Source organism: Jeotgalicoccus sp. WY2 (assembly GCF_018437745.1).
GTDB lineage: Bacteria > Bacillota > Bacilli > Staphylococcales > Salinicoccaceae > Jeotgalicoccus > Jeotgalicoccus psychrophilus.
On sequence record NZ_CP049818.1, the window covers coordinates 675,021 to 696,862 of the forward strand.

Sequence of the window (21,842 nt, forward strand, 5' to 3'; positions counted from 1 at the left end):
GTTTTTCCGGCCAAAGACAATGGATAAGAATATTTCACTCAATTTATGCACCGGAGGTATCATTAATGAAACTTATACTGGGTTCACAGTCGCCAAGACGCCGTGAATTACTCACACAGGCAGGACTGGATTATGAAATTCTCGTTCCTAATGCCGATGAAAAACAGATTACCAGCAGCGTTCCCGAAACTAAAGTGATTGAAACTGCCAAATTAAAATCTTCTGTTCTGACGGTGGATGATAATTCCGTTCTGCTAACATGCGACACAGTTGTCAGCCACAATAATAAAATCTATGAAAAACCAGCCACTATTGAAGATGCACGTCAAATGATAACGGCTCTATCCGGAAGCACTCATGAAGTGTACTCCGCAGCCATATTAAAGTCAAGAGGCTTTGAGGAAATTATTTCCGACTGTACAGAAGTCACGTTTTACGACCTGTCAGAAGAGGAAATAGAACAGTATATTAATACCGACGAACCATATGACAAGGCCGGAGCTTACGGTATTCAGAGTTTCGGAGCTGTATTCGTAAAAGAGATAAAAGGCGATTATAATACCGTCGTCGGCCTGCCGCTTTCTAAAGTTTACAGAGCTTTAAAAAAATACGGCTTTTAAAAAATCCCCGTGTGCTGTTAAGCATGCGGGAATTTTTCTATATATCAGATAAAGTATTAAATGCCATACTTCCCACCGGCTGAGTGTACATCTGATCATGGAAAATTGAAGCAGTCCATATGTGTTTACTACGTCACTTCAAATTCAGCTGTCAGCCAGAATACTGTCTGGTCATCGTGATACCTGAAAGCTTTGACAATACGGTACTCCCCGCTGTCAAGTGTCAGCTGGTAGTTCTTTGGATCAATGATGATTTCATCTTTCGTGCCGGGTGATATCACTTTACCATAATTATCAAAGTCTGAAAAATCCGAAAAAACGGCATCGTCGAAAGCGAGCATATACCAGTCACCATCCACATTCTTTTCTATATAGAAGAATTCACCATAACCGAACAGTGTATCACTGGAATTGATGATATCCATTTTGATATTTGCATTTGCACGTTCCGGGTTGGATTGTTCGATATTCATCCGGAGACCATTATTCGAACTTTGTATATCCTGGCGCGGACTTGGATCGTCCAGGAGTTCAGGGGTCACCGTCCTGATGCATGCGCTTAAAATAAATGGAATGAGGAATATCATAATGAAAAATGCGTTCGTTTCATTCCGGCACCTTCTTTGCTTTAATTATAATATAAGCTGGAGGTATTTGATGCTTATCTTTAAATGAATATGTTTCAGTCATAAAATAATAATAATTAAAGAACACAAAATGAAAAGGTATGTTTCCTGAAATTTACAGGAAACATACCTTTTACAAAATAGCTTAACCAAAAAAATCAACTTTTGGGTGCACTACATACAGCCTGTGGATTTCAACTTATATATCAAACAGGTTATTAAATGCTTCGCTCATTACAGGATGATTGTACATCTGGTCGCGGAGCGACGTATACGGAATATTATTATCCATTGCGAGCTTCACCGTGTTAATCAGTTCTTCCGAATTCACACCGTATAAGTGTACCCCAAGGATTTCTTTAGTCTCAGTATCCACTACCGCTTTAAACAAGCCCCTCAGTTCATTATTAATATGAGATCTCGGATGACCTGACATCTGCATACTGTTTTCGGCTGCTTTATATCCCTGTTCTTCCGCCTCTTCCAGTGTCAGTCCTGCACGTGAATACGGCGGATCTGTAAACATCGTGTAATGCACATTTGTGCGTGAGTCATATGAATACTCGCCATCATCAAATAAGTGACTCTTCACGATGCGGTAATCATCGAGTGATGTATATGTGAACTGCATACCGCCTTTTACATCGCCCATTGCATAAATATTTTCAGCTTCAGTCTGCAGATGATTGTTTACTTTAATATTACCTTTATCCGTCAGTCCGGCAGTTGTATTTTCAATGCCAAGTCCTTCTATATTCGGCTTACGTCCCGTAGCAAATAATATTGCATTTGATGTGAGTTCATTGCCACTCGATAAAGTTACAGTAATATTATTATAATTCTCTTCTGTCACTTTTTCTGCGCGTTCACCAAAGATAAAGTTAATGCCGCTCTCCTGCATATCCTTAGTAATTTCAGCAGCAATATCGCTGTCTTCGGATTTTAGTATTTTATCGTCCGGAACAATTATACTGACTTCTGAACCGAAAGCATTATACATCGTTGCAAACTCAAGTCCGATATAGCCCCCGCCGACAATGGTAAGTTTATCAGGGAGAATATCTTCATCAATTAATGTCGTACTTGTATATACTTTGTCAGAGTTTATATCCCCGTCAATTGGCGGAATGATACTTTCTGCACCGGTATTAATAAATATTTTATCAGCAGTGAGCACTTCTTTTTTACCATTAGCCGCTTCTATTTCAATTTCACTGTCGCTGATAAACGACGCTTTAGCATCGTAAACTTTCGCCTTATTTAAATCTGCAACGCTATGATAGTTCTTATCACGCAGTTTGCTGATTACTGAATTTTTGCGTTCAACAGCAGCGCGGTATTCTCTCTTTTCAAGTGCATCGTGCATTAATAACTTCGTCGGAATACATGCGATATTAATACATGTCCCCCCGTACATTGTGTTATCTTTTTCGATTAACGCTACATTCCAGTCACGATTTGCAAGTTCTCCTGCTAACGTCTTGCCAGCTTTACCGAAACCGATTATTATTGCGTCAAAATGTGTCAAATACAGCATCTCCTTAAGTTTATCATCACCAGATATTTACCCGTGATGACTGTTTAACAAACTAAGTGCTGCAGTGACAGATTGTTAAAACAATTCCTTGGCCAGCAATTTATACACGTTAAGACGCGCTTGTTGTGAATGCGGAATACTACAAATCATTGCTTCATCAAACCCATATTTTATCTGCTCATCCTGTAATTGAGCTGCGACTTCTTTTGCAGACCCAACCAAATGCAATTTACGGCCTTCGTGAATTTTAATGCGGTCCATTTCTGTTAACGGAAAATCCTGCGCTTCTTCAGGCGTCAACAGCTGTCCGCTTCTGCCTTTCATAAATTGAAGGCGCCAGATATCCTGAGGTTTTGCTTCAAATTCAGCTTCTTCTTTCGTGTCAGCTGCTGTGACCATATAAGATACTGTAATTTCAGGCTTCTCCATAAAAGCAGAGGGTTCAAAATTATCTTTATATGCATCGAGAATCGGTTTTGACAGCTGGCCGTTAAAAAACTGAGCGAATGAATAACCCGCACCTCGGCGCCCTGCTTCTACAGCGCTGTTGCCGCTCGAACCAAGCAGCCATGATTCAGGCAATACGATGTTAGATGGTGTAGCAATTGTTCTGTTATATAACTCATTTTCCGGCACTTCGTCGTTAATCAGCTGCAGAGCTGTATCAAATTTTTCATACATATTATGTACCATCGGCGGACGTCCTTCTGATAATGCGTATATAGAGAACTGGTCCCCGCCTGGTGCTCTGCCCATGCCGAAATCAATACGGCCAGGTGCAAATGCACTGAGTGTTTTAAACACTTCTGCCAGTTTTAAAGGAGAGTAATGCATCATCATAACTCCACCGGTGCCGATACGGATATTTTTTGTTTTAGCTGCCAAATGTGCCGCAGTAATTTCAGGAGCAGAACTTGCATAAGCAGATGTGCCGTGATGTTCAGCCATCCACATACGTTCATACCCGAGCTCGTCACCCAGTACCGCAAGTTCTTCTGCTTTTATTAAAGCCCCCGCAGCTGTGTTGCCTTTAGTTATAGGAGCCTGATCCAATATACTCAGTTTCATAGTTTATACATCCTTTAGTTTTTATCGATAAATATACTCTTCTTTTAAGAATATCAATTTATCCTATGTTTAAGAAACTAAGTGCTTGAGAACTTCATGATATTGAATTTAAAAATACTCCCTGATATCCATTGAAGAATACCAGGGAGTATTGACCCATATATCTATATCATTTTTCAGCTACTTAATTTCTAATTCTTATGCTTCAGCAGGATTAAATTGTAACTCAAGGTTAACTTTAACGTCCTTAGAAACCATAACGCCGCCAGTTTCCAGAGCCTGGTTCCAAGTTAAACCAAATTCTTCACGGTTGATTGAGAACTTAGATTCGAAACCGTAAACATCAACGCCCCATGGGTTTAACGCTTTACCGTTAAATTCTAAAGGAATAGTAACTTCTTTAGTTACATCTTTAATAGTTAAGTTACCAGTAACATCATATTTTGAACCTGAACCTTCGATTTTAGTTGATTCAAAAGTAATGTCAGAATAGTTTTCTGAATCGAAGAAGTCAGCAGATGTTAAGTGAGCATCGCGATCCGCTACTTTAGTATTGATTGTTGCTGTGCTTGCTCTTCCTGTAACTTTCGCTGATGAAAGATTTTCAATATTGTCTACATCTAAGTTAATTGACCAATCACCGAAAGTACCTTTAACTTTTGTTACCATCATGTGTTTTACCGTAAATTCTAATTCCGAGTGTGCTGTGTCTAATACAAATTTAGCCATAATTAATTCATCCTCCAAAATTTTGTTTGTTAATGCTTCGCTTTCGAACTATTACTATAATTATATTAATACACTTAGTTACAAAAAGCAAGTAACAAACTTAAAATAAATTAAATTTAATACATTTTTTCATTTCTAAGTATATATGAATCGATTGCCTATTTTCAGAAAAATTAAACTTTTTTATCTTATATTATTAAAGTTGACCTTTATTTATTATGCATGTATCCTTAATTTCATTAATTAAATAACTTCTTATCCAGAGAGGTGTAGGGACTGGCCCGTCGATACCTCAGCAACAGATCGTAAGGTACTGTGCTAATTCCAGGAGCAGACACTGCTCGAAGATAAGCCGAGGACGTCCCCATCTCTTATCTTTACTGATAAGTAATGGGGATTTTTCAATAGGAGGATTTATGTCTAATAAAAAAGGCAGTATCGTGTCATTGCTGCCCTTATTTATATTTGTTTTTTATTTATCGGTACAGGACTCTTCGCAGGAGACTTCAATGCGATGCCGATTACTGTCGCCGCTATTATCGCTTCAGTGGCAGGTTTCTTGTTATATTTTAAAGTACCATTTAAAGATAAACTTTCAGCTTATTTAAAAGGTGCATCTCAGGAAAATATCATACTGATTGTAGTAATCTTTCTGCTGTCCGGTGCGTTCTCCGGAATCGCCGGGGCAATGGGCGCTGTTGATTCAACTGTAAATATGGGATTAACATTCCTCCCGGGCAGTCTTTTACTCAGCGGTATTTTTATCATTTGCTGTTTTGTTTCTTTATCTATGGGAACAAGTATGGGTACAGTCGTAGCGATTGCACCAATTGCGATCGGTATCGCTGATCAGACTGAGATTGGGCTGGCACTCGCACTCGCGACTGTAATAGGCGGTGCGATGTTTGGAGATAACTTATCGTTTATTTCCGATACGACTATCGTTGCTACAAGAACACAGGGTGTAAAAATGATTGATAAATTTAAAGTGAACTTCTGGATTGTACTGCCGGGAGCACTGCTTACTGTAGTCATATTATATTTTCTCAGTGCCGATGTTTCGCTTAGTGAAACAGGAAATTATAGCTTCAGCTTTATCGAAGTCCTCCCCTATCTTGCAGTGCTGATCATCGCGCTACTCGGCGTGGACGTAATGATTGTACTAATGAGCGGTGCAGTACTTGCAGGAGTACTTGGACTGTTTACAGGTGCATTTGATATACTCACGCTAATATCAGCTGCCGGAGAAGGAATAGCAGGCATGCAGGAAATTGTGATTATTACGATATTAATCGGAGGAATGATTGGTCTCGTCAGCCATTACGGCGGTATCACCTACCTGCTCGATACGATAATGAGTAAAATTAAAACGAAAAAAAGCGCTGAACTTGGGATTGCCAGTCTAGTCAGCGTGACTGACGTATCCACTGCTAACAATACGATTTCCATTATGATGACTGGTCCGCTTGCGAAAAATATCGCTGATGAATACGATGTTGATCCAAGAAAATCTGCAAGTATACTAGACACATTTGCTACAGGCTTCCAAGGATTGATTCCATACGGCGGACAGATGCTTGCCGCTTCTGGACTTGCAGCAGGAATATCTCCAGTAGAAATCATGCCCTATTCAATCTATCCGATTCTGTTAATTCTTAGCGGAATTGCTGCGATACTGATTGGCTTCCCGAAGAAGTACTCTAAAGATGAAATGAAATAGACAAATGTTAGTCGGATGCAGCGGTGCTGTATCCGTTTTTTAAAAGGTGAAAAATGAAACAGGTAATACCATGAAAACGCACATATAACAATATATAATGCTCAATATCTGATATAATTATGAATATATATATTATACAAGGATGTTTTTATGACGAATTATAAAAATGAATATGAAAGAGTATTCAGCGGGCTGTCTGAAGATGATCAGCTGGCATTTAACTCGCTGAATACTGAGTTTGATAAACACTTTGTTACCGAAGATGCTAAGTATGAAAGATTGTATATAATGGCTGATGTAATGGTAGGTTCCGGCAAGGATTACGTAACGTATTACAACGCGAAAACAAAAGATGTTGCCCGTGTAGCTTCAAAAGATTTACCGAAAGAACGGAATAAATACTGGTCTGATGCAGCAATTCTCGGTGTCTATTTTGCCATACTGTTCTCAGCATGTATTTCATCTTTGGAGAAATCGTTATTTCACTAGTGCTGCCTGGAATTATCGTGTTAATACTGGCCATGGTTCCTTTAATGAACCACGGTATAAAACATCAGTCCTCAGCGCGCGGAAATAAGCAGCTGATTTCCGGTTTCTTATTTTTAATTCTGTTTGTCGGTGCGAACCTTTTAATACTGTTTATGAATTCTGAAATACTCAGTCCTTTAAAAATCACGTCTTACGATGCTTCTGCAGTCGATACACTGCTCTTTGTCGTATTTGTTGTTGTCGCTGCCGCTTCAGTGTACTTCATTTTCAGTTCTGAATCGTGGGCCAGCAAGTTAATTTTTATTGTACTGCTGATTTACAGTGCAGGGCGCTTGATTTATCCTTTCGATTTCTTAAATGGAGTATCGGAGTTTATCGTACAGTACTTTATGTTCATCGGTTTAATCATTATTATTATCGCTCAGTATTTAAGAGCTAAAGGTTCAAATACGAGCGAATCATAGAAAAAAGCTTACTGTCAAATGACAGTAAGCTTTTTAATTTTAATCCATATCTTTTGTTCTGCTTAGTTTAAAGGCAAGTACAAACCCGACAAATGCCAGTATACCTGCAAACAGGAATGACATATTAACACCATGTATCATACCTTCAGTACCTTCTCCCGGTCGCATTGTATTGGTCATAATTGAGACCAATAATGCGGTCCCGACTGCTCCGGCAACTTGTCTCATCGTATTACTCATCGCAGTACCATGCGGTACAAGCGAGTTCGATAATCTGTTGAGTCCTTCTGTTGTTACCGGCATCATCACCATCGCCACACCAAGCATACGGAAGGAGTTGACGACTGCGAGATACGTAAAGGTAGTTTCTGTACTCAGGTTCGCAAACATTAGTGTCGTCACCGTCAGCATGCCAAGTCCGATAATAGCGAGCCATCTCGCACCGTATTTATCGAACAGCCGGCCTGTAATCGGACTCATCAGCCCCATAATTAATGCACCAGGAAGCAGCATCATACCAGATTCCATTGCACTGAAACCGAGCATTGTCTGCATGAATATCGGCAGAATTACTGCTCCGCCGATCATCGACATAAAGACAATCATTCCTAAAGATGTCGACAGAGTAAAGATTTTATCTTTGAATACTCCGAACTCTAAAATCGGTTCTTCCAGTCTGTTCTGACGTTTAATAAACATGTACAGCGAAACTGCACCAACTATAATCGGCAGAATTACCGTAAGACTCAGCCAGCCGCTGTTACCTGCTGCACTGAACCCGTAAAGCAGTCCCCCAAATCCAAGTGTCGATAAAAGAATAGACGTCATATCGAGCTTTGGATTCGTCTTCTCTGTAACATTTCTCAAAATAAAGTATGCAACGATTAAATCGATAATTACGATCGGCAGCAACATGTAAAACAGTCCTCGCCATGGATATATATCGATAAACCATCCCGACAGTGTCGGTCCGATTGCCGGTGCAAAACTTATGACAAGACCGAACATTCCCATCGCTTTACCACGCTGATCGCGCGGATAAACCAAGAATAAAATCGTCTGCATCAGCGGCATTATAATACCTGCCCCTGCGGCCTGTAAAATACGGCCTGCCATTAGCACAGAGAATGACGGCGAAATACCGCATATCAGCGTTCCAAGGCCAAACAGCGACATCGCGGTAAAGAATAACGTTCTCGTTGAGAATTTATTAATTAAAAATGCTGTAATTGGTATCATAATTCCGTTAACGAGCATGAAGACCGACTGCAGCCACTGAGCAACATCAGCTTCCAGATTCAAATCAGTCATTATGTGAGGTATCGCTGTCGCTAAGAGTGTCTGATTTAATATTGCTGCAAATGCACCCGATAAAAGCACAGCCATTAATATCGTTCTGTTTTTATCTGTTAATTTACTGCTGTTTTCATTTGCTAAACTCATTCATTTTCCTTCTTTCATAGACTTACACAATTATTGATTGTATAATACAACTATATATGAAGTCAAGAATAGAATTTGAAAGGACGTGCTTAGAATGGTTAACGATGACTCATTGGAAGTTTTAGAATTGGAAATTGCTATGATGGTCCGTGCTTTAAGAAGCCGGATTGCTGAAACTGATAAAAAACAGGAATTTAAACGCGCCAGTTATTTAATACTGCTGCTTATTTCTAAAAATGGTCCGATGGGTGTTAAAAGTATCGCAGAAAAACTTCACCTTGATATTTCTACAGTCAGCAGACAAGCTGCCGATTTAATGGAAGATGAAATGCTCAAGAAAAAGAAATCTGAAACAGACCGGCGCTCATATCTCTATGAGATTAATAATAAAGGCTGGGATACGATTGCACATATCAGACAAGGCAGAAAGCAGCGTTTTGCTAAAATGATTGATGAATGGGAAGATACAGAAATTGAAGATTTTGCCCATCTGCTTCAGAAATTTAATAATTTAATGAATTAAAACAGCCGCTTCACCTCTACAGGTGAAACGGCTCATTTTTATTTATTTTTCTGTTCGTTAAAGAATTCTATTACTTTCGTATTCATATCATCCTGATTTTCAGTATACAAATACTGATGTCCTTCGTTCTCATAAGCGGTCAGCTCGACATCTTTATTTTCTTTCTTCATTCTTTCATACATTTGCACGGATTCAGAATAAGGCACTCTCACATCGTTATAAGAATGGAAAATTCTTAGCGGGCAGCGTATTCTCTGAGTATTGTTCAGCGGTGCGATGCACTGCATAAATTCATCGTGTTTACCGATAAACCCGTACTCGTATGAACGCTGTTCCCTGCGCCACAGAGGTGTATTCGACAGCAGTGTTGTAAAGTGCGATATTCCTACAATATCGACCGCACCTTTCCACAGTTTCGGAAACTGGGTAATTAACAAGAGCGTCATAAAGCCGCCGTAGCTTCTTCCCATAAAAAATATTATCTTTATCAGACTGATGATTATTTATTAAATGCTCCCGCAGCTCAACCACATCTTTCGCTGCATCGATACGCTTCTCCTGATTATCGAGACCGATATAAAATTTGGAATAACCCGTTGAGCCTCTAATATTCGGTACAGCAATCTGATAGCCCTCTTTGTAGAGCTTATAATACAGTTCGTTGAATTCCGGCCGAGCCTCTGATTCCGGTCCACCATGCACGTGTATTGCCGTCGGTGTATGCTCACTTTGCTGCTGATATAAGTAGTAAGGCACATCCAGCCCGTCAAATGACGGATATGTCGAATACATCTTGTTAATAACAGTTTCAATTTTATCGTTGCCGAATAGTTTTTCTGTACTTCCATCTATTAAATTGAATTCATATACTGCATGCGGCGTACCCATATCGGAATACAGTGCATACAGCGTATTGCCTGAATTAACCAGTGAATGCATTACTCCTTCACTGAAGAAATCCAGTGTTTCAAGTAGATCCTCCTGAACATTGTACTTAAAAAGTTTCGAGTAACCTTTTTTATTTACTTCAAAAACCACAGTGTTTTTATCTTCAAGCACAATAACTTTTTGAATATCCCATTTAAAATAAGTCAGCTTTTTAAATTCAAAAGTGTCTTTATTTAGTTTATAGAGATTTAAATGCCCTTCTAAGTAATCACTCGTAAACAGCGCCTCCGAATCATTTAAAGAACGGTAATTGCCGAAACGCCCTGGCGGCAGTTTGGTATCTGTTAATTCAGCTGTTTTTATATTATACAGAAATATTTTTTTATCTAAATTATTTACATCCTGGCTCATCAGTATATAATCTTCATCAAATTTGCCGATAATTGATGATGGTGTCTCAAATGATTTAAGAACAGTCTGCTGCCCGTCCTCGTAATCAATCATTTCAAACGTCTTGCCTTCTTTATGATGTCTAAGATACATAAACCTACCGTCCATATGGACACCGTAATGATGATAATAGTCATCGTCCGCCGTCAGCTGATTCACTTCTTGCCCTTTAAAATGTGTCAGCTGCTCACGTTCATTGCCGTTTAAATCCGTTGCAATTAATAAGCCTTCATCTTCAAACCAGTAGTTTTTAACGTTTTCCTGTTCAGCTGATATTTTTACATAACTTTTATCTTTAATATTATAGCTGTGCAGTTCGCGCTTTCCTGTTTCATCAGAAATAACATACAAATTTTCTTTTGTTTTATCCAGTTTTAATGATAGATATTTAGTAAACTCCGTCACTTCGGCACCCTCTTTAAATTATGTAATCCTTATATATAAAAATACCCTAATCCTCAGCGAATTGTAAGGATTAGGGCTCATTTTTATAATTATTGCATATTAAAGTAGTCTACAGCGATCTGTGTGCCGACTTTAGCGTTGTTATACACTAATTTAATGTTGGCTTCTAGAGATTTACCTTCTGTTTTTTCTACAATTTTACCTAATAGGAATGGTGTTGAATCTTTACCGCCGATGCCGTTTTCTTCAGCTTCTTTAACAGCTTCCAGAACAATCTTGTCGATGTATTCTTTAGGCAGCTCGTCACTTTCTAAAATAGGGTTAGCGATAACAACGCCACCTTCAAGTTTAAGGTCATGTTTTGCTTTAATAATCGCAGCAATGTCTGCTGTTGTTTCAGACACAGTGTTTAATTTAATATCACTTGTACGTGTGAAGAATGCCGGCAGCACTTCAGTCTGATAACCGATTACAGGTACACCTTTAGTTTCAAGATATTCCATCGTTTTATCGAGGTCAAAATAGATTTAGCACCTGCACAGATTACAGCTACATCAGTTTTCCCTAATTCATCAAGGTCAGCTGAGATATCCATAGTATCTTCCACTCCGCGGTGTACGCCGCCGATTCCGCCTGTAACGAAGAATTTAATGCCTGCCATTTCAGCACATATCATTGTCGATGCTACAGTTGTTGCACCGATACGTTTTGTTGCAATGATTTCTGCAAGGTCACGGCGTGATACTTTCGCAACGCCTTTTGAATTACCGAGTTTCTCAAGTGAAGCCTCATCAAGTCCGACTTTAATCTTGCCGTCCATAATTGCAATTGTTGTAGGAACCGCTCCGCCTTCGCGCACGATATCTTCTACTTTTTTAGCCATTTCCACGTTTTGCGGGTAAGGCATACCATGAGAAATAATAGTTGATTCTAAAGCAATTACCGGTTTATTGCTTGCTAACGCTTCTTTAACATCCGGGTGTAATTCGATTAAATGATTCATTTAACTTCCTCCATGTCTTTAATAAGTTTTTCTGTTAAATCCTGACGTACGGTATATTCTGTCTCTATTGTCTTGCTGCTGTTCATCATTGCCATCTTAACGATGTCATCTATTGAATAACCTTTCAGCCAGCCGTAGACAATTGCGCTGGAAAACGAATCTCCCGCACCTGTGACATCAACAACTTTATCCGAGGGGATTATGCTGTATACTTTACCGGCGCCGTTCTTGCCGCTGTAAGCTATCGATTTAACACCATTCGTCACAATAACATGACTGACACCTGCATCATTCCACATACTTGCTGCTTCAAGCAGCTCTTCATCACTGTTAATCTTAATATTAAAATTCTGTTTCATCTCTATTGACGATTATCCAGTCCACCGGTCTTAGATTATCCGGCATACGGTTCATCTTCGGTCCCGATACAGGTATAAGCACAAGATTAAGATTATGTTTCTCTGCGTATGCACATAAGAAGTCGAGGGATACTTTAGGCGTATTTAAATCCGCAACGATGCATTTTGCACGCTTTAATATGTATGTCTGTTTAATCAGCACTTCAGGTGTCAGATGATCGTAGATGTTCATATCAGCGAAACCATACTCCATCTCACCTTCATGACTGATTAAAGCGGTGTAACAACCTGTACTCTGTCCTTCTATATGTTCTGCAAAATCAAGGTTGATAAACGGTGAACTCGAATCGTGAATCGTCTTCCATTCACCATCATCACCGCGTGTCGTAATTAAGGCGACACTCTCACCAAGTCTGCCGAGGTTTTCACCAATATTACGTGCAACACCGCCGACCGAATGTGCAGACTGAATTGGATTGGATGTGCCGTGTAACAGCTCATCGTGAACGAAGAACTTACGGTCAACGTTAGCAGCACCAACACAGACAATCGGATACTCGGCATTCAGCACATAGGCCTGCCCCTGAATGAACTCTTTTTTAACAAGCTCAGATACGATTGCTGCAACTGCAGAACTTGTCAGTCCTACCTTTTTAGCCAGTTCAGTTTGTGATATGAAAGGGTTATCCTTTATATGTTTTAAAATGTCATTTTCTTTAGGATGCATTGTTATCCTCCTAGCTCACTTTTTACTGCTTTAAATATAAGGTATTTAAGCAATAAAAACTTATTTTAACACAAATCAACCATAGTTATGTTAAAAAGTAACGCTTTTAATTAAAATTATGAGAATATTTTCACTAAAGGTACATTTTTTAAAGGAATTAAGTATAATATACACTTTATATTATGAACTTTACAAAGAAAGATGTTAATGAACATCAAAATAAATCTATATAAAAAAAACACTGTGCAAGAAGCACAGTGTTTACTGTATACCACCGGTCGGGATGTCTACACCCCGTCACATATAGGGTTTGAGTCTTTTGTGACCACATGGAGACTTGAGCCCTATTTTTGACGATGACGATATTAATAGGAAGTTATTCGACAATCTAACTGCATTGATAATACATTATACTACTGCTATATTTGATTCAAAGGAGCTGTTGTATTATGAATGAGAAAAAAATTGATAAGAGTATCGAAAAACTAAGAAAAATATAGAGAAATTAACCAAACAGCAAAGCGGAAGATTTATGAATGAAAGCAAAAAACAGCAGTTGCAAGATAAAATTGATAATGAGAATTACATGATCAGCTTATATAATGATTTGAAAAACGGCGATGAGTCAGCAGCTGACAAATTACATCAAGCATTTATTGATAATAGTAAATGGACTAAAGCAGCCAATGCTTCTGAGTCTATCGGTAACAAAATGCAAAGCGCTGGTAAGTCCATGACTAAAGCCGGTCTGCACACTACCGCAGCTGTTTGGACTCCCGCAATATATTTAGGTTACCAGGCAGTCAAGCAGTCTCGTAAACAGCCTAAAAATGAGACTCCAGAACAGGATTTAATTGAGTTAATAAATGAAGTTGAAAAGGCTCATAAAGACGGCAAGATTAACGAACAGCAGAAGAAAGAGTATGTAATAGATTTCGTAGATAATTACTATAGATAAAAAGGGGCTTGAACAATATGAATAGCCGAGAAAAGTTACAAGCCGCCTTTTACGTAGCTGCCACTGAATGTTTAGAAGGTAAGCATGGTGATGGGGATATTAGAGTTCATAGTTTGAAACAAAATGGTTTTAGTGATGATCAAATTAGAAGAATCCAAGATATAGTTAATGGCAGAGTCACAATAGCGATTAAAAAATATACTGATAAAATGGAGTTTTAAATAAAAAAGACCGCCCTGACTTCCCACAGAAAGGAGCTGTTTATCTTGTCAAAAGGTGATTGGTTTATTGATAAGATTACATTGTGCGAAAAAATATGTGTCAGTACAGGTTATTTTGAAAAGTATTTTCTGAATGATCCGCGAATGAAATCTTGCGAGTACAGAAAAGGTAGAAAAGTTTTGTGGGAAACTGAAAAAGCGAAAAAATATGTAAAAGATATTATAATAGAAATATCACAATAATAAAATCTCGGGCAAGAGAGATTATTAAACCGCCTTTCTACATTAGTAGTTGGGCGGTTATTCTAACTATATAAATGCAATAATATTTAAATCATTACTCTTACGGGGGGTGATAATGTGGCGATTAATAAAAAAGAAGAGTGAGAAGTTAAACCTACGGATATAAAAATCACCCTCATATCCTCCCTATTCTTACTAAAAAAAGACCTTTAAAAAGGTCATATATTTTATTTAATTCTGCTATGTATTTTTCAAAGAAACCATCAAAAGGAAATTCAATTTCTTATTTTTCTCTTTAAATTTTTTAAGTTTTTATAAGTTAGATCAATAATATCTTTTGGATAAGACATACTCAATGAATTTAATAAACTCATCTTCATCAATAACTTTTACATGACCTTATTATCTATTATTAAATCCAAATCTAAATCAATAAATGATAAATTTTTTCTTCTAAATTAAATTTTGAAGGCAAACAAATATTACAATAATATTCAATATCTCCTGAATTAGAAATATCAATGTTTACTGTAAAACCTTCTATAAGAGAAAAGAACTCTAAAGATTTCAACGGACAATTAAACACTTTCCCTTTAGTATAATGTTTCAGTTTCCTTCCAATTTCCCCTTTTACTAAAACATAATTTTCATTCTCTTTATCAATATAGTCTGCCATTCATAATGTAACTTATTATTATATTTATAAACTAGAATATCTAACTCCTTCATTTCTTCTCCTCCTTTGCATTTATTCCAATTTCCTTTTGGTGTGACCAATAGGATAATATGTAATGACTCGTCTAAGTAAGACGGTCTTTACTTTATTTATACCACATCTAAGCCTTTATACTCATCTACACTATAGACATCCTTGAACAATACTGTAATTACACTACCCTCTTTAACTGCAGTTACATGTTCGCTCCACTCATCCACATTAACAATGGTACATTCTATTATATATTCATGGCCCGCCTGCCAGTACCTTAGTATGACGTTCTGCCCTACCAGTTCACGTAGCTTTAATTCCAGTTCTTGCTGCAGTTCATCAGTTAAATTCGGTGCAGGTACATGTGCTTGCTCTACTTTCATTCTGCTCACATTCTCAAACTGCTCAGGCATCGTGGCAAACGGCGCCCATTTAATCATGCCGCGACCTTGTGGGATGTTGATGTCAGCTAGTTTAGATACGTTCATTTATACCACCTCATAATGACATTGTATAGAACATACGTTCTATTTGTAAAGTGGTATACTCTTTATAAATAACATATGAGGTGATTTTATGAACTTAGCAGATTGGATAACAATAAAAGATATTATCTATGTAATTATTGGTTTAATTATTGGTTTTATAGTCTCGGTAATATTTTACGAGCAAACGAATAAATTGCACATGTATTTGTTGTTGATATGTGGAAAGGCAAAGTATGGCACATATATTGAAGTTAATATATACAATCCTATTTATGATGAAAGAGACCCCATGAGGTTTGATAACAACGGACTGAATAACGGTATTTCTACTTACGAAGTAAATATGCCTTATAGGTTTATAGAAGAAGGTAAGCTTGATATCAGTTTACCGGAGTTCGACCAACAACTAATAGAAACAATAAATCTAAAATTCAAAAAAAGTTATTCAACACGTCACACAAAATTGATTTAGTAACTTATAAACAAAATCTAATTTTTAAGAATACAGAACTCGATAGAAAAAGATACAAATAAAAAACCACCTACAGTGAGGTGGTTTTTGAATATTGTTTTTTAAATTTTATAATGTAACACTCGGTTTCGGTCGTGTTACAGGCCATGAAAATTCACGCCTCTAAAATACTTGTACCTCTTTTTTATCACATTAAACATTATAAAGCAATTCCTAAGCCGGCTTTAATTCCATAATGTAAATTAAGTTATTACCGAAATCTAATCTACTTCCAGGATTTCTATATTTAAATTGTACACTTGTACGGTCTTTGCTTCTAATCAGTTGACCAATGTAACCTGCACTGTAAAGTAAAGTAATTAGATTGTTTACTTTAGATTGACTTATATCAATTTGTTCGCTAATAAATTCTGAGAAGTCATTGATTTTAAAATCTTTGTTGCCAATTTGCTTAAAGATTTCTGGTAAAATTTGAATATATTCATCCTCTATAAATCCCGAAAGCTCATCTTTCATCTCTTCTATTAGATAATCATTTGAATATCTTTTAATACAATCCTTTAGTTCTCCTTTGGTTATTCTATCATTTTCAGGATATATATCTTGACACGTAATAAAAAATTGTAATATATCTCTCGGTTTAAATAAGGTTCTATCGAATATATAATCCCAAGTATATTTTTTACCCATACGCAGACTAAAAAGATTTTCAAAATACTTGTGTGACTCTGCTTCTGGCAATCCCGAATAAATTAATCTTTTCCGCACTAAATCCATTAAGTCTCCTTGCTTGTTTCTCCAGTCTACATTAATTGACCCATCTCTTTTTATTTTATTCATATCGGGATCATTAAGTTCATTTAAAATGTCTTCCCTTACAGAAAGGATAATTTTTATATAAACATCTAATTCGTATAAAAAAATATTTAATTCATCTATAGCTCTTATTAAACCTTTTATTATTTCGTGCTGATCAACTTTATATCTCAACACATCATCTAATCCGTCTATTAGTAAAAAAAGCTTATAATCAGGTAAATGAATGGTCTCAAGAACTTCCTTAATCTTTTCTATAAGAAAACCAATATTAAATGAGTAATCACTGACATCTTCACTAAAATCTTTTTCCAGTTCTGCTTTAAAAATATGGATGTTAGTACCTAATTTTAATTTGCTAAGAAAAGTGACATCTGATTTAATTTTAGCATCATTAATATTTATCCCTATTGACTCTAAGAAACCAACTAATTCTAAAAACAATTCATTTTCTACTGAATTGGATTTATAAAATTGTTTAACTATTGAAAGTAATAAAAGGAATTCCCATGACCGCTTATATTTATTAGATCCTTGAACATCTTTATCGATTTTCGTTTTTTTGAAAGTATTATACTCTAAGTTAGAGAGACTTAATACTTCTGAGTAGTTGTCTTCTTGTTTATCTGTAATAAATTTTATTTTTGATAAAATAGCAGTCTTTCCTACCCCTTTTCGCCCCACGACCATATACTTATTTCCATTAATAAGTTTATCGATATAGTCATTTGGATCGTGAAAACTTAAATCAAATAAATCCTTAGCATATATGTATTCTTTAGATGCATCTGCATAACCAAATTCAAATTCTTTTAGTAACATAGTTGCTCATCCTTTTTAATATAATATTTTATTTAATTTCTATTATATCAATAATACACTTTAAAAGATTAAATAAAAAAATACCCCTCTTTCGGCAATGACTCCGAAAGAGGGGTAAAATTTTGCGGGTGTTAAAGCCGCTGTTAAACATATATATTGTGTACTAATTACTGCACATTACTTAGCTAAATGTGCCCCAGTCCTCGTTGCCGACTTCTCCAGTGTAAGGGTCCCACGTGTTATAAGGTAAGTACCATCTGCCACTGTTTTGATTGTAGCCGATTTCTACGTGACCTTTTCTAGGCCCTTCTGTGACCCTGACAATTTCATCGTACTTAATTTTATAACCTGGATATGCGTATCCGCCTAAAGGCGATGAATCAAATGGACTATCTTTTGTACTCATGATTTCGGTATTGCCGACCGTAAACGTTCCTTCCGCTTTAATGTACTGCGTACCATACTGATTTGTTTTCCAATCTCCGATTAATCGTGGCGTTACTGCTGCCGGATCAATTTTATCTGCAGCTTTATCCGGAGCGGGCTGAACGGCCGGTTTGTTGCTGTCTGATACTTCGGCCGATACCGTACCGCCCGTAATCGCTTCAGCCATATCTTTTGTTAACGCTTCGATATTATCATTAATCGCTTTGAAGTCTGCAGTGTTAGTAATGAATCCTAGTTCTACTAATCTGTAGTTGACTCCGATTTCAGCCGCTACATTGACTTGCAGTAAATTGTTTCTACCGCTGATACCGCCGTGTCCTTTATGCTCGTAACGTATGCCCACATGCTCTTGTAAGGCATCTCTGATACCTAAGTCAATCTTATCCGGAGCAAAGCCACTATATACAATCACGTGTCCACCTCGAGCAGCAGCGCTGGCAGCATCAAGATGGAATTCTGTGACGGTCGCAAACTTCTGTTTTAACGCCCAATACATGCCGCCGCCCGGTCTTTGAGTGTCCACATACATATTGTACTTCTTGTTGTAAATAACTGCTCTATGACCGGGTACAGCGTTAATATACTTCGCTACTCTGCCAACAATGTGGTCGCGTGTGAAGTCGCGTTCGTTTGTACCGTTACCAATCGCTCCGGGGTCAATGCCGCCGTGCCCTGCAACCAGTAAATGCACCTTTTCGTTAACAGGATTGTACTCACCTGTTTTAATATCGTAACGGTCAAGCTCTAAGCCTTCGATATACCATTTCCCCTGAGTAATATTCGCATTCGGAGCCAATAGCTGAATGTGGAGATGTTTATCCATCGGGTTATCATAGTAATTTGAATTACCCTGCAAACCGACTGTATCACCCTGTTTAACTTTGTCGCCTTTTTTAAGTTTAATACTATTGCGTTGTAAATGACCGTACACAAAGTAATAGCCGCGTTTATCTTTGATGACGACTTCCCCGCCGAAACTACCGCGTTTAACCGCTCTTACAACTGTACCATCAGTTACAGACGGCACGTTACTCGTCTTATTGTTGTATAAGTCAAAAGCTCTGTGATAGCCGCCGGAATCTGCATCGTGATTAATGCCATTTTGAGTATAGTTTCTTAAACCATAATTATTGGGATAGTCGCTGTAAGTTCTCGGATCACTTGAAATCTCCCAATCTTTTGCTTTAGTTAAATAATCAATAGCAGTATACATTCATTTCACTCCTTATTATTTTCTGCATAAAAATAGCAACCGTTCGGGATTTCCGAATAGTTGCCTTACACGCTCTCTTTTATTCCGTCTGTTGTTTTACTTGCGACATCATATAATCCCGATGCAGCCAAGCCGCTGATCAGTCCTCCAAGAATTTGACCGCCTGTCGATAAGTTCGTGTTCAGTTCCGGTACAAATAATGTTGCCGCCCCGACCGCTGTACCAATAACCAAGCTGATTAAAGGCATCAACTTCGCGGGAATGGCTGTTGTTTTTTTAATGACTTGAACCACACCTGCGGTAACTGCAGTAATGATACCCGCAAAAATTAAAATAGCTTCCAATGCTACTCACCTCCTTCAAGTTCTTTAATACGCTTTTCAAGGCAAGTTATTTTTTCACGAAGTACATGATTTTCTTTTTTTAATTTAATGTTCCGCTCTTTTAAATCATCATTCCATGATTCATATTGCGTGATAATCAAGTTGATTCTGTTCATCTGGCTGTCATCTCGTTTTGGCTTGTTACTGATATGGTTACCAATCCATCCACCGACCGCGGTAATACCCGCTACTAAAATCATTACAACGTACTCTCCGCTCATAGAACTACACCCGCCTGACTAATTCAAAGCTAAAGTAAGTCCATGTCGCTGATAACAGCCATACAGTGTTGGGCGGCGGAGAAATGACGAATGATACTGTAAATACGCTCCAAATCACCAGTAAGCTCATTGCAGCAATAAACAATAACTTACGTTGGTTAAGCCAGTAACTCATGAAAATGACAGTAGCGATGGCTATAAATAACCCGCCGATTTGGTACGGCTCGACGATGCTACTAATTAAGTTGTATACATCGTAATTTCTCAAAATTGACGGTTGTACGGATATCCACACGCCGTAAATCAGCGCAAAAAATGCGACTGGGTACAACAGCACTTTTACTTTTTCATTGCGGATTACTTTATTAACGACTTGCTTATTTTTTTCACTCACATTGAACCCACCCCTTTTCTGCATAATAAAAACCCGCGGTTATTCCGAGGGCTGTGAATCTAACTCAGCAATCTGTTTTAAGAGTGCTTCTCGTTGTAATTCTTTTTCAGTTTTAACAGGCGGTATGAGTTCTTCGCCATCTTTAACTGATAGTGCGCCGTCTTTAAATTGAACTTTATCTACTTGATTGATAATCCACTCATCGACGATGAACATAGTACCATTACCTTCTGGTACGCAAGCTATTCCACTGATAAACTTGCCTATCGTATGATCAGATTGAGTGCTGATGATAAACAACTTAGTTACTCCCGCAATCAGATTTCCGTGCTCATCTTTGATGGAATTATAAACCTTAACCATTAAATTCACCTTCATTCACTCTAAAATGAGCTATATTAGTTCCATAAGCGTTTTGGATGTTTACTTCGATATAGAATCTTATCTTCCGATAGTCTGGCACCACTCCGAAATACGTCTGCAAATCAATACGCAAATCCCAATCTGTAATGGTATTGTCAAACGTTTTATACGCTTCAAGTCTTACACTCGCGACTGTATTTTGACTACCTAACTCGACAATTTTGACGTTCACCCATCGCCAGATATGTGTGCTGTCATCTGTTAATCGTACTGTGCCACTTAAATCGATAAAACGGCCTTTATATTCATCCCATAATACATATACACGATGATAATCTTCGAGCGTCAATATCATATCCCTGCCGTTATCCGGAACGAAAGAATCTAAGTTAAACTGTTGAAGTCGAGCAACTTGAGAGCCACGCATGATGCCATCAACGATAAACTCCCTTCCATCAAACGAATTCCATTGGACAGGCAAGCGATTGAGAGTTAAGCCATCTTTCGGAGATAATTTAAACCATTTGTTTATATTGCCGTAACTCGCCGCGAATAGTTCGTCCCCGTCAATATAAAAATAGCCTTCTGCACCAACAATTTTAATACGGTTCGTATCAATGGTACCTGCAGTTAATGCTTCAGTTACGACTCCTTCATAAGTGATAGCGCTTCTAGGTTCTCCGCCACGGATAAAGACTAGCCCAGATACGTTCATCTCCACGGCATTTCCTTTATCTTTATCATGATGGCCGGTTAAGCGGTCTTTTCGGTACTCCATCACAGAATCATTATCGCCAATGATAATCTCATAAGCCTGTCTCATCTTTTTCGGAAATACAGATGGGGGCAACGGCTTCTTCCCGCGCATCATATCAGCCACGTCTTGCAACGCATCATACTGCGCCTTTCGATACAAATTCGCTATATTCTCATTTCCGAAAGAATACGTTGCATTGATGAGTTCGCCTTCTTCGTCAAAAAGTTCGTTGACCTCAACGGCTCGAATATACATATTAATGTTTTTTGACGGAAGCACTACCG

At 37.8% G+C, this 21,842-nt stretch carries 23 protein-coding genes, 4 pseudogenes and 1 riboswitch; of the genes and pseudogenes, 9 read left to right on the forward strand and 18 right to left on the reverse strand.

Annotated elements, in window-relative coordinates; genetic code table 11:
* The first annotated feature begins 65 nt into the window (after positions 1–65).
* The gene (locus G4D76_RS03780) at positions 66–620 is read left to right on the forward strand and encodes a Maf family protein (RefSeq protein ID WP_213810576.1); all 555 of its coding nucleotides are present in this window, start codon (positions 66–68) and stop codon (positions 618–620) included.
* 128 nt (positions 621–748) lie between these two features.
* Here G4D76_RS03780 and G4D76_RS03785 read toward each other — a convergent pair whose 3' ends face one another.
* The 4 genes from G4D76_RS03785 to G4D76_RS03800 form a co-directional block, all read right to left on the reverse strand.
* A complete protein-coding gene (locus G4D76_RS03785; RefSeq protein ID WP_213810577.1) occupies positions 749–1,162 on the reverse strand; it encodes an immunoglobulin-like domain-containing protein in 414 nt (137 codons plus the stop codon).
* Between the two features lie 283 nt (positions 1,163–1,445).
* Entirely contained in the window at positions 1,446–2,774 is a 1,329-nt protein-coding gene (locus G4D76_RS03790; RefSeq protein WP_213810578.1) for an FAD-dependent oxidoreductase, read from the reverse strand.
* Between the two features lie 84 nt (positions 2,775–2,858).
* Positions 2,859–3,851 (reverse strand): LLM class flavin-dependent oxidoreductase, encoded by a 993-nt coding sequence (locus G4D76_RS03795; protein ID WP_213810579.1) that lies wholly within the window; start codon positions 3,849–3,851, stop codon positions 2,859–2,861.
* Positions 3,852–4,049: 198 nt separating this feature from the next.
* The gene (locus G4D76_RS03800) at positions 4,050–4,580 is read right to left on the reverse strand and encodes a YceI family protein (protein ID WP_213810580.1); all 531 of its coding nucleotides are present in this window, start codon (positions 4,578–4,580) and stop codon (positions 4,050–4,052) included.
* Between the two features lie 252 nt (positions 4,581–4,832).
* Positions 4,833–4,934: riboswitch (SAM riboswitch) on the forward strand.
* A 62-nt stretch (positions 4,935–4,996) separates the two neighbouring features.
* On the opposite strand from G4D76_RS03800, the pseudogene G4D76_RS03805 reads away from it, so the two are divergent.
* The 3 genes and pseudogenes from G4D76_RS03805 to G4D76_RS03815 all read left to right on the forward strand — a co-directional run bounded on the left by G4D76_RS03805 (position 4,997) and on the right by G4D76_RS03815 (position 7,253).
* Positions 4,997–6,300 (forward strand): annotated as a pseudogene (locus tag G4D76_RS03805) (Na+/H+ antiporter NhaC family protein).
* Positions 6,301–6,450: 150 nt separating this feature from the next.
* Positions 6,451–6,789, forward strand: coding sequence for a hypothetical protein (locus tag G4D76_RS03810; protein WP_213810582.1), 339 nt, complete (start codon positions 6,451–6,453; stop codon positions 6,787–6,789).
* Complete coding sequence (locus G4D76_RS03815) at positions 6,753–7,253, forward strand: hypothetical protein (protein WP_213810583.1); 501 nt, start codon at positions 6,753–6,755, stop codon at positions 7,251–7,253. Before G4D76_RS03810 ends, G4D76_RS03815 begins: the two co-directional genes overlap by 37 nt.
* Positions 7,254–7,292: 39 nt before the next feature.
* Here the strand turns inward: G4D76_RS03815 and G4D76_RS03820 are convergent, their stop codons facing one another.
* On the reverse strand, positions 7,293–8,696 hold the full coding sequence (locus G4D76_RS03820) for a DHA2 family efflux MFS transporter permease subunit (RefSeq protein ID WP_026859499.1): 1,404 nt from the start codon (positions 8,694–8,696) through the stop codon (positions 7,293–7,295).
* 94 nt (positions 8,697–8,790) lie between these two features.
* On the opposite strand from G4D76_RS03820, the gene G4D76_RS03825 reads away from it, so the two are divergent.
* Positions 8,791–9,219, forward strand: a complete 429-nt coding sequence (locus G4D76_RS03825; RefSeq protein ID WP_026859498.1) for a MarR family winged helix-turn-helix transcriptional regulator — start codon at positions 8,791–8,793, stop codon at positions 9,217–9,219.
* A 38-nt stretch (positions 9,220–9,257) separates the two neighbouring features.
* Here the strand turns inward: G4D76_RS03825 and G4D76_RS03830 are convergent, their stop codons facing one another.
* The 3 genes and pseudogenes from G4D76_RS03830 to G4D76_RS03840 all read right to left on the reverse strand — a co-directional run bounded on the left by G4D76_RS03830 (position 9,258) and on the right by G4D76_RS03840 (position 13,051).
* A complete protein-coding gene (locus tag G4D76_RS03830; RefSeq protein ID WP_371814574.1) occupies positions 9,258–9,689 on the reverse strand; it encodes an alpha/beta hydrolase family protein in 432 nt (143 codons plus the stop codon).
* 1,362 nt (positions 9,690–11,051) lie between these two features.
* Positions 11,052–11,965: pseudogene (locus tag G4D76_RS03835) on the reverse strand (pseudouridine-5'-phosphate glycosidase).
* A pseudogene (locus tag G4D76_RS03840) lies at positions 11,962–13,051 on the reverse strand (carbohydrate kinase). Before G4D76_RS03840 ends, G4D76_RS03835 begins: the two co-directional pseudogenes overlap by 4 nt.
* Before the next feature lie 532 nt (positions 13,052–13,583).
* Here G4D76_RS03840 and G4D76_RS03845 point away from each other — a divergent pair.
* From G4D76_RS03845 to G4D76_RS03855, 3 genes are read left to right on the forward strand one after another with little or no spacing between them, the layout of a single operon-like run.
* Complete coding sequence (locus tag G4D76_RS03845) at positions 13,584–14,009, forward strand: hypothetical protein (RefSeq protein WP_213810585.1); 426 nt, start codon at positions 13,584–13,586, stop codon at positions 14,007–14,009.
* Between the two features lie 17 nt (positions 14,010–14,026).
* A complete protein-coding gene (locus tag G4D76_RS03850) occupies positions 14,027–14,230 on the forward strand; it encodes a hypothetical protein (RefSeq protein ID WP_213810586.1) in 204 nt (67 codons plus the stop codon).
* A 45-nt stretch (positions 14,231–14,275) separates the two neighbouring features.
* Entirely contained in the window at positions 14,276–14,473 is a 198-nt protein-coding gene (locus G4D76_RS03855) for a hypothetical protein (RefSeq protein ID WP_213810587.1), read from the forward strand.
* 424 nt (positions 14,474–14,897) lie between these two features.
* Here the strand turns inward: G4D76_RS03855 and G4D76_RS03860 are convergent, their stop codons facing one another.
* The 3 genes and pseudogenes from G4D76_RS03860 to G4D76_RS16600 all read right to left on the reverse strand — a co-directional run.
* Positions 14,898–15,149 (reverse strand): hypothetical protein, encoded by a 252-nt coding sequence (locus tag G4D76_RS03860; protein WP_213810588.1) that lies wholly within the window; start codon positions 15,147–15,149, stop codon positions 14,898–14,900.
* 149 nt (positions 15,150–15,298) lie between these two features.
* Positions 15,299–15,595: a YolD-like family protein gene (locus G4D76_RS03865; protein WP_371814653.1), complete on the reverse strand. Its 297-nt coding sequence runs from the start codon at positions 15,593–15,595 to the stop codon at positions 15,299–15,301.
* Positions 15,574–15,670, reverse strand: a pseudogene (locus G4D76_RS16600) (YolD-like family protein); the annotation flags it as partial. The gene G4D76_RS03865 and the pseudogene G4D76_RS16600, both read right to left, overlap by 22 nt.
* Before the next feature lie 88 nt (positions 15,671–15,758).
* Here G4D76_RS16600 and G4D76_RS03870 point away from each other — a divergent pair.
* On the forward strand, positions 15,759–16,142 hold the full coding sequence (locus G4D76_RS03870) for a hypothetical protein (RefSeq protein WP_213810590.1): 384 nt from the start codon (positions 15,759–15,761) through the stop codon (positions 16,140–16,142).
* 213 nt (positions 16,143–16,355) lie between these two features.
* Here the strand turns inward: G4D76_RS03870 and G4D76_RS03875 are convergent, their stop codons facing one another.
* The 7 genes from G4D76_RS03875 to G4D76_RS03905 all read right to left on the reverse strand — a co-directional run bounded on the left by G4D76_RS03875 (position 16,356) and on the right by G4D76_RS03905 (position 21,837).
* Entirely contained in the window at positions 16,356–17,780 is a 1,425-nt protein-coding gene (locus G4D76_RS03875; RefSeq protein WP_213810591.1) for a P-loop ATPase, Sll1717 family, read from the reverse strand.
* A gap of 181 nt (positions 17,781–17,961) precedes the next feature.
* On the reverse strand, positions 17,962–19,440 hold the full coding sequence (locus G4D76_RS03880; protein ID WP_213810592.1) for an N-acetylmuramoyl-L-alanine amidase: 1,479 nt from the start codon (positions 19,438–19,440) through the stop codon (positions 17,962–17,964).
* A gap of 65 nt (positions 19,441–19,505) precedes the next feature.
* Positions 19,506–19,784 (reverse strand): holin, encoded by a 279-nt coding sequence (locus G4D76_RS03885; RefSeq protein ID WP_213810593.1) that lies wholly within the window; start codon positions 19,782–19,784, stop codon positions 19,506–19,508.
* A gap of 2 nt (positions 19,785–19,786) precedes the next feature.
* Complete coding sequence (locus G4D76_RS03890; protein ID WP_213810594.1) at positions 19,787–20,044, reverse strand: hypothetical protein; 258 nt, start codon at positions 20,042–20,044, stop codon at positions 19,787–19,789.
* A 4-nt stretch (positions 20,045–20,048) separates the two neighbouring features.
* Positions 20,049–20,438 carry a hypothetical protein gene (locus G4D76_RS03895; protein WP_213810595.1) on the reverse strand — a complete coding sequence of 130 codons (390 nt, stop codon included), beginning with the start codon at positions 20,436–20,438 and terminating at the stop codon, positions 20,049–20,051.
* A gap of 39 nt (positions 20,439–20,477) precedes the next feature.
* On the reverse strand, positions 20,478–20,801 hold the full coding sequence (locus G4D76_RS03900) for a hypothetical protein (RefSeq protein WP_213810596.1): 324 nt from the start codon (positions 20,799–20,801) through the stop codon (positions 20,478–20,480).
* Positions 20,794–21,837, reverse strand: coding sequence for a hypothetical protein (locus G4D76_RS03905; protein WP_250130175.1), 1,044 nt, complete (start codon positions 21,835–21,837; stop codon positions 20,794–20,796). Before G4D76_RS03905 ends, G4D76_RS03900 begins: the two co-directional genes overlap by 8 nt.
* Positions 21,838–21,842: the final 5 nt, after the last annotated feature.